Genomic DNA, 15,400 nt, shown 5'->3' on the forward strand with positions numbered 1-15,400 from the left:
TCCATATGCTATATTGAAAGGAAGAAAAATCAGTCTGAACCTGAAGTGGAGGCATTATCGATGAGTATGCAAGAAGGCTATATTGACGTTCCTGGTGGAAGAGTATGGTACAGTCGCGTCGGCGAGGGGGAGAAAACGCCTCTGATCGTCCTTCACGGCGGACCTGGCAATACGCATGACCCGCTCAAATCAACGCTCCATGTCTTAGGCAACGACAGACCCGTCATTTTCTACGATCAGCTGGGTTCAGGAAATTCCGATCGCCCGACTGATCTGACTCTTTGGAAAACCGAACGCTTTGTGGAGGAGCTCGCTTACATCAGACAAGCCCTTGACTTAAAAGAGGTTCACATTCTGGGGCATTCGTGGGGTACGATGCTGGCAGCAGCTTATTTGGTAGATGCCAAGCCGGAAGGGGTACAAAGTATCATCTTCTCCAGCCCATGCCTGAGCGCAGAGCGTTGGAAACAGGACGCAGATCGTTTAATCGAGCAATTGCCAGTCGATGTGCAACAAACCATCGCCACACACGAGGAGCAGGGTACAACTGATTCACAAGAATATCAGGATGCCATGAAGGAATACTACAAGCGCCATGTGTGCCGCCTTGATCCAATGCCAACAGTCATGACAGAAAGCCGTCCAAAAGCGAACAAAGAAGTGTACATGACGATGTGGGGACCGTCTGAGTTTTGCCCAACAGGGAATCTGAAAACATTCGACTACACACCCCAGCTGCATCAAATCAGCATCCCTTCCCTGTTCGTTTGCGGCCGTTATGATGAAGCGACACCTGAATCGACAGGTTATTATCAGTCTCTGGTGCCAAACGCCGAGCTCCATGTCTTTGAAAACAGCTCGCATGTCGGCTATTTGGAAGAGACAGACGAATACGTGCAAGTCATCCGCCGCTTTTTGCAAAAAGCAGATACAAAATAAAAAAACGGAAAAACTTCGTATCGCCGACGATGCGAGTTTTTCCGAACCCTCATTCTTTTTTTAAGTAAAGAAGGAAATTAAGGATGTTTAACCCTACAATGATTAAAAACATATAGGTAGACATAGCGTCTCCACCTAGGTTCAATTCATCAGCTATATAGCCCATCATCATAAGATTCGTTCCAGAAACGGTTACTGAAATTGCTGAAATCATGCTCAGTGTGAATCCATTGACAAGATTACCTTGTTTCTTTTGAAGCAACAAAGCAACGGAAATAACTGCTAAACTTATGATAAAAGTAATCAAAACGAATCTTAATAAATCGTTTATCTCCACCCCCGCCATAATCATCCCCCTAGTCTGTCAAATGGCAAAACGCAGCTGTCCGAAGTAGATCCTCGGCAGAATCACTTCGAACAGCCTATTTTTCTCCCTATCTAGCCTGTTATTTCAATCCAATATACTTGTCATACACATCGTAGACGGAACGTGAGATGATCGCAGCCGATCTTCCCCCATAACCACCCTCTGGAACGATTACGGCTACTGCCAGGACCGGATTGTCGACAGGCGCATACGAAATGCTGACACCATTCGTAATGCGGGCATGCATTTTCCACTTTGTCTTTTTCTGTCCTGTTTTCTCATCTGTCACCGTTACCGGTACATAAATGTCTTGCTCAGATGTACCCGTTTTTGCAGCTACCTGAAACGGCATTCCCGCATACGCGCGGACTGCTGTTCCCCCTGGCTTCGCCACCATCACCATGCCTTGCTCCAAAATGTCCCAATATTTATCTGGGTGAGGAAAGGTACTCATCGTTTTTGGCGTGTGCGTTTTCACCAGTTTTCCTTTTGCATCTGTAATCTTATCTACCATCTGCGGCTGCAAACGTACCCCTTTATTTGCAAGTGTCGCTGCATACTGAGCCAATTGCATCGTCGTCGCCCGAACTTGCTGCCCGAAGGAAGCCTGCACCATCGCGGCTAATGGTCCGTAGTTTTCATCCATCACCAAATAGTCTTCTTTGCCTTTGTTTTCATTCGGCAAATCCACACCAGTCTGAACGCCTAATCCGAACGCATGATAGTACGATTGCAGTACAGACGCTGACTCTTTTCCTTTTCGACGGGACAGCTCCTCCCCGATTCTCGCCATGTACGTATTCGATGATTTTTGCAGGGAAATCGGAGGGGTAATGATGCCATGCGCTTTGGAATTGTCGTTCTTAATCCGATCTGTACCACGTCCATAGTGATACACACCTCCATCATTCCAACGGTCGTAGGGAGTAATGATGCCTTCCTGCAAACCGAGCAAAACTGTAATCGGCTTGAGGACAGACCCTGATGGCACGATTGAGCCCGGGTGCTTGTAGCCCTCCTGGATGGCCGACTCGCCATTTAATGGCCGCGTGTCGTAAGGGGCTTCCCGAATCGTCCCATTCGTCACCGCCAGCTTGATCTGGTCATACATTTTTTGATCGGGTCCCTCAATCCATACGTTTGGATCGTATTCAGGATAGCTGACCATCGCGACGACCTTGCCTGTCTTAACCTCGACCGCCACGACGTATGCTCCCTTTGCCCCCCTCGCCTCAGGGATGGTTGCACGCATCTTCGGAAGAAACTCTCGGATCGAATCCCGGATACCTAGCTGTACCCGTTGATCAATGGTGAGATACACATGATTGCCCGGAATAGATGGAACTTCCTCCACTTGCTTCACTACCGTTTGATCTGCTGCGACCTCATACATCCGGTAACCGTTACTCCCGCGAAGCTCTTTTTCGTAAGACAATTCAATTCCATCCAGCCCGACTAACTGGTTCGGTAAATACTGCGTACTCTCATCCTTATAGGAGGCGAGCTTCACATTTTCAGCAATGTGAAAGGGCCGGACATACCCAACCGCCTGTACAGCGATTTGCTTCGGATCATATTTTCTGATCGGTTTTGTCACGACTTCAATCCCCGGCAAATCGCCGCGATGCTCACCCAATACCGCGATTTCTTTATTCGTCAAATCCACCTTCAGCTCTTTCTCCAAATAGCGCGGCAATTGTCGCGCCGCTTCCACATACTTGCCTTTCTCGTAGGCATAGCCGACATCCATCTTTTTTAACAGCGTGGCCTTGTCGAGGCTCAGTATTTTCTCCAGCTTTTCCACCAGGTCAACGTACACTTTCTGCTCCATGATCTCTTGTTCACGGAAGACGGCGAGATGGGAAGGCCGACTTTCGGCAATGACATATCCGTTGCGGTCATAAATGTTTCCACGCATAGCGGGAATGTAATCTTTTTTATACGATCTGTCTGCCAGCTCATTTGCATAACTGCTCCCTTGCTGGATTTGGATTTGCGCCAATCTCAAAATGATAACCACAAACATCAGAAATACGACGATATAGACGATTTGCAGCCGTTTCACACGATCGTTTTTTTCTTCCTTCATACTTGCTCTCCCTAATTTTTCAGTACCTTCGTGAAAATCCGTTTGATACGTGCATCGAGTACATGACTGCCACCCCGACCACGGACATCTTCTATCATCATGGTAACCAGCAAACGCGGATCATCTACATTAAAAACGGCGTACCAACCGTTTTCCAGCCCAAGCTCGCCTTTTTTCTGCTTTAGCTCAGCTGTTCCAGTCTTGCCCGCCATGCGAATACCAGGCACGCGTGCTCCTCGTCCTGTGCCGCGCGGGTCTTCCATAACCTGTATCAAATGCTGCTTCAACGTACTCGCCACATCAGCAGGTATGACATCCGTCTTCCAATACCCGTCTTTTTTGTCTTCCTGCAACAGTGATGGATGAACGATATTCCCGTCATTTGCAAAAGCGCTGTACACCAACGCGAGGTGAAGCGGCGTCATCGTTACCTCGCCCTGACCGTAACCGGAGTCTGCCAATTGAATTTCGTTTTTGAAACCATCGTTATACAGCTTCGACTTTTCCAGTGGATATGGAATCGGGAGAGCTTCATGGAATCCAAACAGCTCGCTCTTTTTCACAAATTGCCCCTCCCCCATGGAGAGCGCCGCTTTCGCGAAATAAATATTGTCGGAGTACACCAATGCTTTTTCCAAATTGACAGGTCCCCCGTAATCGCTGACCCGCGTTACCTCGTATCCACCCCAGGACGCATCCTTTTGCCAATGCAGTCCGCGGACGTGGATACTGTCCGAAGAGGTAATTGCACCTGACTCAAGGCCAATCGCTGCCGTAATCGGCTTGAAGGTGGAGCCCGGCGCAAACCCGCGCACGAATCGATTCAGAAACGGCTTTTGCGGGTTTTCATTCAGTTGCTTCCACTCTGTAGCCGACATCCCAAGCACAAACGCATTCGGATCAAAGGAAGGAGAATTGACGAGCGCCAGTATTTCCCCGGTCTTTGGTGAGATGGCCGCAGCCGTGCCTGCTTCGTTTTTCAGCTCCTGGTAAATCGTTTTCTGCACTTCAGCATCTATAGTTAATGCCAGTGGCTGTCCATGCTTGGCAAAGCGTTCCGCCACGGTCTTTTTTTCCGTTCCATCTGCATCCGTGATGATAATGCGCCCACCTGTACTCCCTCTTAGCTTCTCCTCAAAAATCTGTTCCAGTCCTGATTTTCCAATCACATCGGACGTTTTATAGCCCTGATTCTTTCGCTTCTCGTACTCTTCCTGATTGATCGCTCCTACATAGCCAACCAGATGGGCCGTCGCGTCCTGATAGGGATAGTAACGGACCTTCTTTTTGTGCAATTTGAGCCCTTCTGTTTTTTCTAATTGTTTGAGGCGTTCATCGTCCTGTGGCAGCGTGGCGATCCGGATAAACTTTGCCGACTTGCTTGTCGTAGCTTGTACCTTCGAGGTGAGGTCATCCAACGGAATTTGCAAAAGCTTGCTGACCGCCATTTTCCCGGTCTGTGACGTCTGGCTCCATTCTCCCGGATTTATCCCGATATCTACCACGATACGCTCTGTTGCCAATGGCCGCCCTGCCCGATCCGTGATTTCACCTCGTCTGGGATACACCGTATTGGCTCTTACTTTGTCCCCTTCTTTCATTTCTGGAAAAATAAAAGAAGGATTCCAATGAATGTACCAATCCTCCAAGTCGTTCTGCGTTTCTTTGACTAGCGTCGCTTTTCCCGTAAAGGAAATCGGTTCAATGAAAGTTTCCATTGTCAGCCGGTAATGAAAGTTGATCTGCCCATCCTCACCTGGCATAACGTCGCCATTGTACATCGGCTCGACCACAATCGCTTTGGCCTCGATTCCTCCGTAAATGTTTTGGTAACGTGAAACGAATTCTTCTTTGTTGATGGTCCTTTTTGTATGTAAAGAAAGCTGTTCGTACATGTCAGAGAATTTCTGTTCTCCCCATTTTGTCGTATACGCGGTGAATGCGGCCTTTGCTCTCTCGCCTTCCGACTGCGTAGTGTCCTTCCAAAAGTCCCAGAAAAGATAGAAAAACCCTGAAAGAACAACGACAAAAACCGTCCAAAATACTATCCATGTCTTTTTCACTAGTCATTCACCTTCCCTATCACACGATATTACAGTCGGATACCATAATATATGGAAAAAAGATGATGACATGATGAGACTATTCTCATAGTACGATGATAAGTGTCAGATAGTTACATCAAATGCAAAAAAACACAGGAAATTTATCCTGTGTCTGTCGTACTGCCTACTATTCTTCCCACATGTAACCAAAGCGCGGGATCGTGGTGACATTCTTGCCATATCTGCCCAGCCGCTTACGCAATCGATAAACGAGAGCGTTGATCTCGGCTCGTCCAACATCGGGAACACTGCTCTCTGCATTCAGCAACCGCTCCGGCCAGACGAGTACCATGATTTCCTCATAGCTAACCGCCTGATTCGCACGTTGGTACAAAAGCATGAGCAAGTCCATATCTTTTCCGGTCAAATGGATTCTCGCACCATCGAGACGGATTTCTCTGCGTTCCAGATTGATGACCAAGCCGGAAGTAGAGGTAGTTTCTTTTGGATACGTCAAAGGGAATGAGAACTCCCGTGTCACATCCATCTCGCTACCCTCTGCGAAAAATATCATTTCTATCACGCCTTTGGCCAGCGTAATATGATCACCATGATAAAGAAAATGGGGTGCCTGCTGTATCGGCATTCCGTTCACTTCTGTCCCATGCTTGCTTTGCAAATCAGAAATCGTATATTGGTTATTGATTTTCCGTATCACTGCATGCCTTCTGGATATATACGGACTGGAAAAAGCAATGTCTGGTTGTAATTGATTGCCCCGTCTCCCAATCGTACACTCTTCCTTATGTAGAAACTGACGCTTTTGAAGCTGTTCGGGGTCTCCCTTTTTGATCAATACATATATGCCGTCGTCCAACATTCATCACCTCGAAAAGAGTTGGAGCTATCAGTATTTATTACAGTACAAATTACGTATAAGTCAACACTTTTTTGAACATATATTAATAGCAAAAAAGCCGCCAATTGTCCAGCCAACGAAAGTGACCGGTCGATTGACAGCTCTATATCATCGCTATCCACAAACGAATAGCGCTTGATTTTCTATGTTGATCGTCTTAGGAGCAGCGCTTGAGAGCAGCGAATTTTTTCGGTTCAATCGCCAGTAGATGACAATCGCCGTTCGGAATAAACAGTTTATAGGAAACTCCCTTTGGCACAACGATAAACTCTCCGGCTTCGACCCATATATTACGCTCGTGGTACATCAGCAGCAGTCTGCCTTTGACGACAAACAGCAGTTCATCTTTCTGGTCATTTTGTTGCCAAGGATACTCACCTTGCAGCTTCTCTAGCTTAATAGACGTATCATTCATCTCTCCGACAACCAGAGAGCCCCAGGAATCTTGCAAGCGTGATAAATGTTGTGCGACGTTCACCTTTTCCATGATGATCCTCTCCCCTTTGCCTTCTACGATAATATAATTCGCAGGAGAGAGACATAGTAGCGAAATGATAAATCATCTCATAAGACGATGATAAGATACTGAAATTTCTGATACGGGAAACAAAAACAGGCAGTTACCTTGAAGGCCTGCCCGTTAAATAGTCTATTTCTCTTTATCGTCTTACTACTCTGTCGTGCCAAACCGTTTGGCGTTTCTCGCGCGAGCACGCTCGATCTCGACTTCTCGATTGCGTGGCTCTGCATTCGTCACGAGCGAATCCAGGAGGTTTTTCGCAACAACGGAGACCTCTTGGACCGCGCGGTGAAAAGCCTCTTCATTGGCCTTCGAAGGCGTGTTGAAGCCCGAGAGTTTGCGCACGAATTGCAGGGCTGCTGCTTGAACCTCATCTTCTGTCGCAGGTGGGTCGAAGTTGAATAAGGTTTTGATGTTTCTGCACATCGCTTACACCTTCTGTTCCCTTTTTTGTATCATTCTACTATACATGAACGATGAATCGCTAGGGTTGCTGATTGCGCACGAAAGGGCCGTTTAGCACAGCATTCATGTATAATGATTTTTAGATATTGATATATTGTCATTGGGGAACAGGTGGTGTGAACGAAGGTGGCAGACAACAAAAGAACGATAGTAATTTGCAATGATGTGGGTCTTTATTTTGACGCTCTGACACGTGGTAAGCATTACGAAGTTTTAGCTGAGGACGAAGCAAAAGAACAGATAAGGGTTGTTGGTGACAATAACCGAGCAAGATGGTTTAGAAAGTATTATTTCGTACCTGACGGGAATAGTGTACCAGTATTAGTTAACTGGACATTTGACGATACGATTCAAGATTCAAGTGAAGAATCTTTAGAACATATTGAGGTCACAGTCACCTTTAGTGAAGGTGACAAGAGATGGTGTTCCCTTTGCACTAAGGCTGGATTGTTGGGTTACATTGAGCGGAACATGGACGATAATGTTTTCTTAATAGAGAATCAGGTAATTGTGAAAAACTTTTCAAAAGAAGTAGTCACTGACGCATTAAAGCGATTAGACCAACAAAATCAACTACTAAGTTCAACCAAACCGTTTACTAAGGAGGTCAACCAGTAAAAACTGGCTAACCTCCTAATACGAAAGGGCAGTAGTACGAAGATTCGCCACAGAGAACCTATTTAAAAATACGATCAATTTCGTTGATTTCTTCTTCTGTCAGGTGGACGTCTACTGTTTTTAAATTATCCAGCACTTGCTCTGCTCTTTGTGCTCCGGGAATGACAACATCAATTGAATGATGTGTGAAATACCAAGCAAGGACTATATGAGCAACTTCGGCATTTTTTTTATTTGAAATTTTACGGAGCTGCTCTACCTTTTCTAGATTTCTTATAAAGTTATCGCCCTGGAAGTGAGGCATATCTTTGCGTAGATCATTGAATGTCATATCCTTATTGTATTTACCGGCAAGCAAGCCTGATGCTAGTGGAAAGTATGGAATAAACGAGATATTATTCTCTGTCGTATATGGAAAGAATTCTTGTTCCGCTTCACGCTGCAGCAAATTGTAGTTTCCCTGTACTACATCGACATAACCATCCTTATTTGCTTCTTTCAATTGTTCCAGTGAAAAGTTAGAAACGCCAATTGCTCTAATTTTACCTTCGTCCTTTAGCTGTTTTAAGACTCCAACCGCCTCATCTTTTGGTGTATCCTGATCTGGAGCATGAATATAAAATAAATCTATGTAATCTGTTTGTAGCCTTTTCAAACTATCTTCAACGGTTTGTTTTAAATAAGCAGGCGAATTATCCATGGTAACATCATTGCCGACAAGTGTAAGGCCACCTTTTGTTGCAAGGATGAGTTCATGACGCTTTCCTGCTTCTTTTATCACTTCACCTATTAGCTCCTCTGAACGTCCTGTTCCATAAAAAAACGCTGTATCTAAAAAATTCACTCCATGGTTAATCGCAGCCCGCACCAAATCTTTCCCTACTTCTTCATTTAAATCAGGATAAATATTGTGGCCACCTACAGCGCTTGTTCCAAGTCCGATTGGATTGACAACTAAATCTGTTTTACCAATTCGTGTTTGTTTCGTCATTCTCTTCAACTCCCTCTCATTTTAAGCTTAGCGTACGTTTTTCGCGTGAGGTTTTTACCGGGATCTACATCATAATTCATTACGTTACGTAAGTTTCAAGTGCAAAATGGATTTTTTTGAATATTCGCATGAAAATATTGTTTTTCTTTAGGGACCTGGAGCCTAATGGCATGTTGCCGCTCGCCCTATGCCGAGGATGAGAATAACCTCTTGTCCGAACAACCGCTCTGCTATAAACGATATATCTGTGGAAGACGTATAACACGGTCTGATGGCTTGTAAAACTAGCAAAACCTCCCCCGCTTCACTTCGGAAGGATTGAGTCCATACTGCTTGCGAAACGCCTCGGAAAAATGACTGAAGTTGGAGAATCCGACGATGAGTGCAACCTCACTGACATTCAGATCGCCCTCCCGCAGCAAGCCAAGCGCTTTTTCCAAACGCCTTTCCCGCAAATAGGCAAATGCACTTGTCCCAAACTCTTCTTTGAAGCCGATCTTCAGCTTGTATTCATTGAGCTGCGCCAAACGCGCCAGTTCGATCAGAGAAGGGGGAGACTCCATATTTTCGAGTAAAATGTCACGAGCGTTGTGTATCTTTTCCCGATCACTCCGAGATAACTGTGATCTCGGTCGATTCACTTCCCGCTCGTACAAAAACGCATCCAGCGCCGACGACACAATCTCAAGAATCTTGCTTTCTGTATACAATCTCCGCAGCTTCTGATGGGAGGATGTAAAATCGTTCAACTGCTGGAGCATCCGAGCCATATATGGTTGCAACGGCATACGAAACAGACGATAGGCTTGATTGCCTAGCAGCCCTTGAAAAGAATAGGCTGCTCCCACATCGCTCTCGGCCACCCAATCATTAAATTGCTCCACGGATATACCGATGCCGACAGATTGATGAGAACCATCCGCCCGGTACATAAAATGCGCATGAAAGTCGTTCATCAATTGAAGAGAACAGCTCCCAGGCAAAAACTCGTGCTGACTTCCCGAAACGACGAACTCCCCGCTCCCCTCCAAACAAAAGCTAAGCTCCACCATGGCTGCCTGCGACTGTATATCCATGACGCGGTTTTCCTGGAGGGAATAGTTGGATTCAACCAGCTCCAATCCCGGTCGGGGAATCACTCTCCGAAAGTAGCCGTCATTATTCGTCCGTGTATACCGATTCGCTTCGGACACAATGCAATCACTCTTCGTAGAAGGCAATGCATTGATGTAGCTATCATATATGGAATGTACAGATGCTTGCTCCATGACCTTCTCCCTGCCTAATCATATGTAGGATAATTTTGCAAATGATTCTTATTCTCATAATAGTTACACAGGCGACGATCTGCAACTACAAAAGCTGCCCCTCAGAGCATTGGGCAGCTTCCATTTTCACGATACGATACTATTTATACTCATAAAAACAAGGATAAGAATAGGCGAGAAATTCAAAGCCTTTTTTCTCCAAGATCGGTCGACTCATCGGGCTCGCATCCACCATCAATAACGGATACCCGCGTTCCTGTGCTGCTTGTACCCGCACTGCCACGAGAGCCGTATAATAGCCTTTATTTCGAAATTCAGGTAAAGTAGAGCCTCCCCACAGACTGCCAAAGGACGTATCCTCATGCAAGTACATCCAAGCTGCACTCACTGCCTGATCGCCACTGTACGCAGCGTACACGAGCAGGTGTTCAGGATCTTCCGCCAAATCCCGTTTTAATCTCGCAGCAAGCTCAGCACTCACACTCCCCCATAGATGCTCCTTCAACTGCATGATATCATCAATGCCCGCCGCGTCTGTGATTTGCCGTATCTCTGGCGGAATGACAAGGCTTCGCAACTCCTTTGCCTGCGCCACCTCCAACACAAGCGTCGCTTCCTCCTCATCAACCGTAAAACCATGAGCTTTCAGCCTCTCAAGCAAATGAGCGGGTTGGTCATAGTCAAACAGCTTCCACTCAAAGGATTGCTGAAGACTTGAGAAATACTCAAGCTCCTGCTTGATAACTTCCTCTGCATTTTCTTCAGACAGCCTGGAATACAAAACGACTCCTGAATCATCCGAGGTGGGTGAGACGTGGCGAACGAGGTGTTCTGTCTCCTCCCGCCGGAGTGGCGGATAGGTGATTTTCACCCTCATCTCCTTGTCAAAAAGCCGCAATACTTCTGCCTTGTTCAAGTTATCTTCCTCCCTTGTCTACATCAGGACTAGTGCAAAATGTTCAGCAAAAACGTTAATGTACCTATACTGATCACCGTCGTAACCAACACGCTGCTGGAGACGAATTGTGGTCGCATGTTGAATTGGATCGCATAGATCGCAGTCGTTGCAGCAGAAGGCATGGCTGCCAGAACGACCAGCACCTTTTGCAGCAGCGGATCAATCGGGAATAACAGGCAGATGAGGTACGCCAAAAGTGGTGACGCCACGAGTCGAATGACACTCGCAGCACTGAGTCCCTGCCACTCTAGCGCTTTGGTAGATACATTGGCGAGCTGCATGCCCAAGATGAGCATCACGACTGGAATCGCCGCCTGTGCAACGAGATCAATTGCCTGGTAGTAGCTTTGCGGGATGACGATTTGCAGCTGTTGCAGCAAAATCGCGAGAACCACTGCGTAATTCGATGGCTGCTTGAAAATCGCCTTGATGGCCGTCCCCATCCCATTCCCGCCTCGGGAGGCAAAATACACGCCGAATACGCCCATCATGATCGAGTGGAAAACCATGATTTGCACCGCATACGTAAAGCCAGCGTCTCCAAAGGCAAACAAGATAATCGGCGTCCCGTAGTTGCCACTGTTCATGAAGGCGGTCGCGAGCATCAGTGCGCTTTCCTGTTGCTTGTCGTATTTGAACATGCGTGCCGTCAACTGCGTGATCACAACGAGAGCTGCCAGCAAAAGCAGAGAAATCACCACGATATAAAATAATTGCAAGTCGAGCTGTGTTTTGTAAAAGGTACGAAAGACGAGCGCCGTCGACAAGATGTAAATCGCCAGGGAAGAAATCGGCTTCAAATCCATTTTGAAAATGCGCTGCAAAATGTAGCCGCTGAGAAAAATGAGCAGGACAGGCAGGATGACTTCCACAAAAATCATGACTCTTCCCTCCTACCGTGCTGCTTCCATGAAGCTTTTGACCTCAGACAGTGTAGGCATGGCGGGAATGGCACCAGATCTTGTTGTCGCGAGTGCACCTGCGGCATTCGCAAAACGCACCATGTCCTCTAACGTGGCTTGTGAGATATCCAGCATACTTTCCCCCACCTCAAGAAGCTGATAGAGCAACGCGCCCACAAACGCGTCTCCCGCGCCAGTCGTATCAATCGCGGTTACTGGAAATCCACCGACTGTACCGAACTGATTTCGTGTGCGGTAAAAACACCCTTTTTCCCCCAAGGTGACAAAAACAGCTTGCAGATCATATTGCGCAAGCATCCACGCTGTCGCTTCCACGACATCCTCGCTCCCAATGAGAAAAGCCAGCTCTTCTTCGGACAGCTTGACGATATCGGCCTGCGTCATTCCTTGGAGAGCCAAAGCCTTTGCTTCCTCCAGATCCCCCCATAAGGACGCTCGAATATTCGGGTCAAATGAAAGGAGCCGCTGATGCTTTTTCGCGTACTGGACGGCTGTCCAGGTTGCTGATCGGGCTGGCTCATGCGTCAAGGACAGCGTACCGAAATGAAAAATCGCTGCCTGTGCAATCAGCTCCTCGTTCACGTCCTGCTCCCGCAGCATAATGTCTGCACCCGGATTGCGGTAAAAGTGAAAAGCACGATCGCCTGTCTCATCGAGATGGACAAAAGCCAACGTTGTAGGTGCTTCCTCCGTGAATACAAGTCCTTCTGTGCCAATATTCTGTCTGATCAAGGTTTGCTGCAAAAAACGCCCAAACATATCGTTTCCCACCGCACCGATAAAGGAAGTCCGCTTCCCAAAGCGCGACAGGGCGGCAAGCACATTGGCAGGCGCTCCTCCAGGGTTTTGCTCAAATGCAATGCTGCCCGGCTTTTCCTTTTGCTGTACAGGTGTAAAATCAATCAATAGCTCACCACATGCGACCACATCTATCATGTTGATTTCCTCCGATGACCGTGATAGCTCCAGTATGTCACAGGTTCTTTTTTTTGCCAATGAAAGCCAGCGGCTGTACGAGTATTCGTCAAAAATGTTAAAATAAGGAAATTAATTAGCGTAGTTTATCAAAAAGGGGGAGTTATTCCATGCAGGAAAAAAACTCTTTATCCACTGGTCCTTATAACACACTATCGACATCTGCTTATCAACAGTTGAACAATCTAGCTAGCAAGGCAGACGGATTTGATTGGGAGCAATTATTAAAAGATGTTTGGCATGATGTTTACAATGGACAAATCACGCGAGATTACCTTCAGCTCGCAACAGACAATAATATCGATTATCGTGCCTTAGTCACAACAATATTAAGCTATGCTTCTTCTTACATACCTTTTGTAGGGTCTGTAATAGGCTTCTTTATTCCTATTATTGATTTAATTTGGCCCCCCTCACAACCCGATTTATTTGATATTTTGCGGCAGCAGATTCAAGATTTAATTAACCAAGCGTTAACAACAGACACATTGAACAAATTACAGGCACTGCTGCAAGGTTGGAAAAATGAACTTGATGTTTTAGCCACAGAAGTTAAGAATTTAACCGATCCGAAGACCTCGACTATAGGAAGCACAGTTAATACGATTCACCTCCAATTTGTTCATGATATACCCCAATTTACACTAAAAGACTATGCAGCCTATGCACTTCCTTTATATGTTCAAGCAGCAACCATGCATCTGGGCCTTTTAAAGGAGGCTATTTCTAAACAAACAGATTGGGGAATTAGTGATTCAGATAAAACGAACTTTCTGACTTATCTAAAACAGTGGATCGTAAAGCATAGTGAGAATGTTTATACTCTTTTTGTAACAGGGTTACAAAACATACAGGACGATGAATCTAGTCAAATTAGCTCCGCCGACTTTATCTACACGTCAACATTATACGGGTTTGATATTGCTGCATTATGGCCTACTTTTGATAAATGGCCTACTAATGACAGTCCAGAAGTTTATCCGACACAAACAGATATAGAACAAACGAGATTCTTATTTTCTGATCTAGTAGGAAGGGTTGACTGGCGAGGCTATCCATCCGCTGGTGATCCAAGCACGTACCTGTATGGGAATTTCCCTGGTGAACTGACGCAAATTTCAACGAGAACATGGGATCGAGTGGATCAGATTCAACAAGTATTAGATAGAGGATACAATCAATCACAAACATATACTTACGGGGATTCCGGTGGAGCTGCAAATGACCCTATCAACATTTCAAGAGACAATCCATTAATTGGAGTAACACCACGGGTTATGAGCCCGTATGTTGGAATCATGATGGATTTTGCAGATGGGACTAGTATTACCAATGGAGGAAATTATGGCTATGACAAGAGAGTTGTAGCACCTGATAACCATAAAGTTCATTTTGTCTTTCCATGGACAGACGAGCTGGGTGACCAAGATGCAGTGATAAATGCATTTGTTTTCAAAAATCTACATCCTGAAAATGTAATAGGCCAATCAGATCCAACAACAGGAGTATTTACGATTAAAGGAATTCCAGCTGAAAAAGGTTATATTGAGGATGGCAGTCCACTTAAAGTTGTACAGGAAAGATTGAACGGGACCAACGCGGTTCAACTCCCACTCGGCCCTTCCCTCGTTGTACCTATTACCAATAAACTTGCTGGTCAGTATCACATTCGTGTACGTTATGCGAACCCTTCAGATTCAAGCATCGATATTTGGCAATCAGTCAATGCAGGAAAGCAGACTCTTCAAGGCGGTAATTTTACATTTCCAAGCACCAAAAACGTTCAAGATCAAGGATACATTCCAGGACAAAATGGAAACTATAGGTTGCTTACAATCTCTCTTCCTGATCCTATCTCCCTACCTTTAGGAGAAATCGATGTACGTCTCGGACAATACACCAGTCAAACGCAGGGTAATCTGTTTATTGATCGGATTGAGTTTGTTCCGGTTCAAACTCTATTTTCAGGCCCATACTACCTATATGCTCCGGAAGGTTATCCTTTTTCAAAAACCCTTTGGAAAGGGAATACAATTAACCGGCCTATTTCTATAGTAGGAACCGCAAATTTTTCTAGTGAACCAGCCGTACTCCAATTTTATCAAGATTCAGCTTTGCGAAAAGAAATTTCTATACCTGGTTCAGGTCAAAATTACAATTATCCTAATACATCCATTCCAAATGGTTTTAATAAAATTGTACTTCACACAAACCAAAGTGCTGGTAAAGGAATAAGAGGAACAATGACAATTTCCTTGAGTAATTAGTTGTTTATAAATGAATCAAGGTACAATGGACAAAAAGAAATGGCTAAAGATCCAGA

14 protein-coding genes are annotated in these 15,400 nt (G+C 45.7%); 3 read left to right on the forward strand and 11 right to left on the reverse strand.

Translation table 11 applies throughout. From position 1 onward, the window contains the following. Positions 1–60: 60 nt before the first annotated feature. Entirely contained in the window at positions 61–939 is an 879-nt protein-coding gene (locus HP567_RS26080) for a proline iminopeptidase-family hydrolase (protein ID WP_173610135.1), read from the forward strand. Between the two features lie 49 nt (positions 940–988). Here the strand turns inward: HP567_RS26080 and HP567_RS26085 are convergent, their stop codons facing one another. The 6 genes from HP567_RS26085 to HP567_RS26110 form a co-directional block, all read right to left on the reverse strand. Beyond that, on the reverse strand, positions 989–1,285 hold the full coding sequence (locus HP567_RS26085) for a hypothetical protein (RefSeq protein ID WP_173610134.1): 297 nt from the start codon (positions 1,283–1,285) through the stop codon (positions 989–991). 100 nt (positions 1,286–1,385) lie between these two features. Next, positions 1,386–3,395, reverse strand: a complete 2,010-nt coding sequence (locus HP567_RS26090) for a peptidoglycan D,D-transpeptidase FtsI family protein (protein ID WP_173610133.1) — start codon at positions 3,393–3,395, stop codon at positions 1,386–1,388. Between the two features lie 11 nt (positions 3,396–3,406). Beyond that, the gene (locus HP567_RS26095; RefSeq protein WP_173610132.1) at positions 3,407–5,458 is read right to left on the reverse strand and encodes a penicillin-binding transpeptidase domain-containing protein; all 2,052 of its coding nucleotides are present in this window, start codon (positions 5,456–5,458) and stop codon (positions 3,407–3,409) included. 169 nt (positions 5,459–5,627) lie between these two features. Next, positions 5,628–6,320, reverse strand: a complete 693-nt coding sequence (locus HP567_RS26100) for an FHA domain-containing protein (RefSeq protein ID WP_173610131.1) — start codon at positions 6,318–6,320, stop codon at positions 5,628–5,630. Between the two features lie 196 nt (positions 6,321–6,516). Next, entirely contained in the window at positions 6,517–6,846 is a 330-nt protein-coding gene (locus HP567_RS26105) for a cupin domain-containing protein (RefSeq protein ID WP_017251270.1), read from the reverse strand. A 183-nt stretch (positions 6,847–7,029) separates the two neighbouring features. Continuing rightward, positions 7,030–7,305: a DUF2277 domain-containing protein gene (locus HP567_RS26110; protein ID WP_173610130.1), complete on the reverse strand. Its 276-nt coding sequence runs from the start codon at positions 7,303–7,305 to the stop codon at positions 7,030–7,032. Between the two features lie 165 nt (positions 7,306–7,470). On the opposite strand from HP567_RS26110, the gene HP567_RS26115 reads away from it, so the two are divergent. Then, complete coding sequence (locus tag HP567_RS26115) at positions 7,471–7,962, forward strand: hypothetical protein (RefSeq protein ID WP_173610129.1); 492 nt, start codon at positions 7,471–7,473, stop codon at positions 7,960–7,962. 58 nt (positions 7,963–8,020) lie between these two features. On the opposite strand, the gene HP567_RS26120 is transcribed toward HP567_RS26115, so the two are convergent. The 5 genes from HP567_RS26120 to HP567_RS26140 all read right to left on the reverse strand — a co-directional run bounded on the left by HP567_RS26120 (position 8,021) and on the right by HP567_RS26140 (position 13,038). Beyond that, complete coding sequence (locus tag HP567_RS26120; RefSeq protein ID WP_173610128.1) at positions 8,021–8,953, reverse strand: aldo/keto reductase; 933 nt, start codon at positions 8,951–8,953, stop codon at positions 8,021–8,023. 284 nt (positions 8,954–9,237) lie between these two features. Beyond that, positions 9,238–10,221 carry a helix-turn-helix domain-containing protein gene (locus HP567_RS26125; RefSeq protein ID WP_173610127.1) on the reverse strand — a complete coding sequence of 328 codons (984 nt, stop codon included), beginning with the start codon at positions 10,219–10,221 and terminating at the stop codon, positions 9,238–9,240. A gap of 139 nt (positions 10,222–10,360) precedes the next feature. Then, on the reverse strand, positions 10,361–11,137 hold the full coding sequence (locus HP567_RS26130) for a GNAT family N-acetyltransferase (RefSeq protein WP_173610126.1): 777 nt from the start codon (positions 11,135–11,137) through the stop codon (positions 10,361–10,363). A 29-nt stretch (positions 11,138–11,166) separates the two neighbouring features. Continuing rightward, positions 11,167–12,060, reverse strand: a complete 894-nt coding sequence (locus tag HP567_RS26135; protein WP_173610125.1) for an AEC family transporter — start codon at positions 12,058–12,060, stop codon at positions 11,167–11,169. Positions 12,061–12,072: 12 nt separating this feature from the next. Beyond that, on the reverse strand, positions 12,073–13,038 hold the full coding sequence (locus tag HP567_RS26140; RefSeq protein WP_173610124.1) for a PfkB family carbohydrate kinase: 966 nt from the start codon (positions 13,036–13,038) through the stop codon (positions 12,073–12,075). A gap of 149 nt (positions 13,039–13,187) precedes the next feature. Between HP567_RS26140 and HP567_RS26145 the strand changes: the two genes are divergently transcribed. Next, on the forward strand, positions 13,188–15,344 hold the full coding sequence (locus HP567_RS26145) for an insecticidal delta-endotoxin Cry8Ea1 family protein (RefSeq protein ID WP_173610123.1): 2,157 nt from the start codon (positions 13,188–13,190) through the stop codon (positions 15,342–15,344). Positions 15,345–15,400: the final 56 nt, after the last annotated feature.

The sequence above is a fragment of the Brevibacillus sp. M2.1A genome (genome assembly GCF_013284355.2).
Taxonomy (GTDB): Bacteria; Bacillota; Bacilli; order Brevibacillales; family Brevibacillaceae; genus Brevibacillus.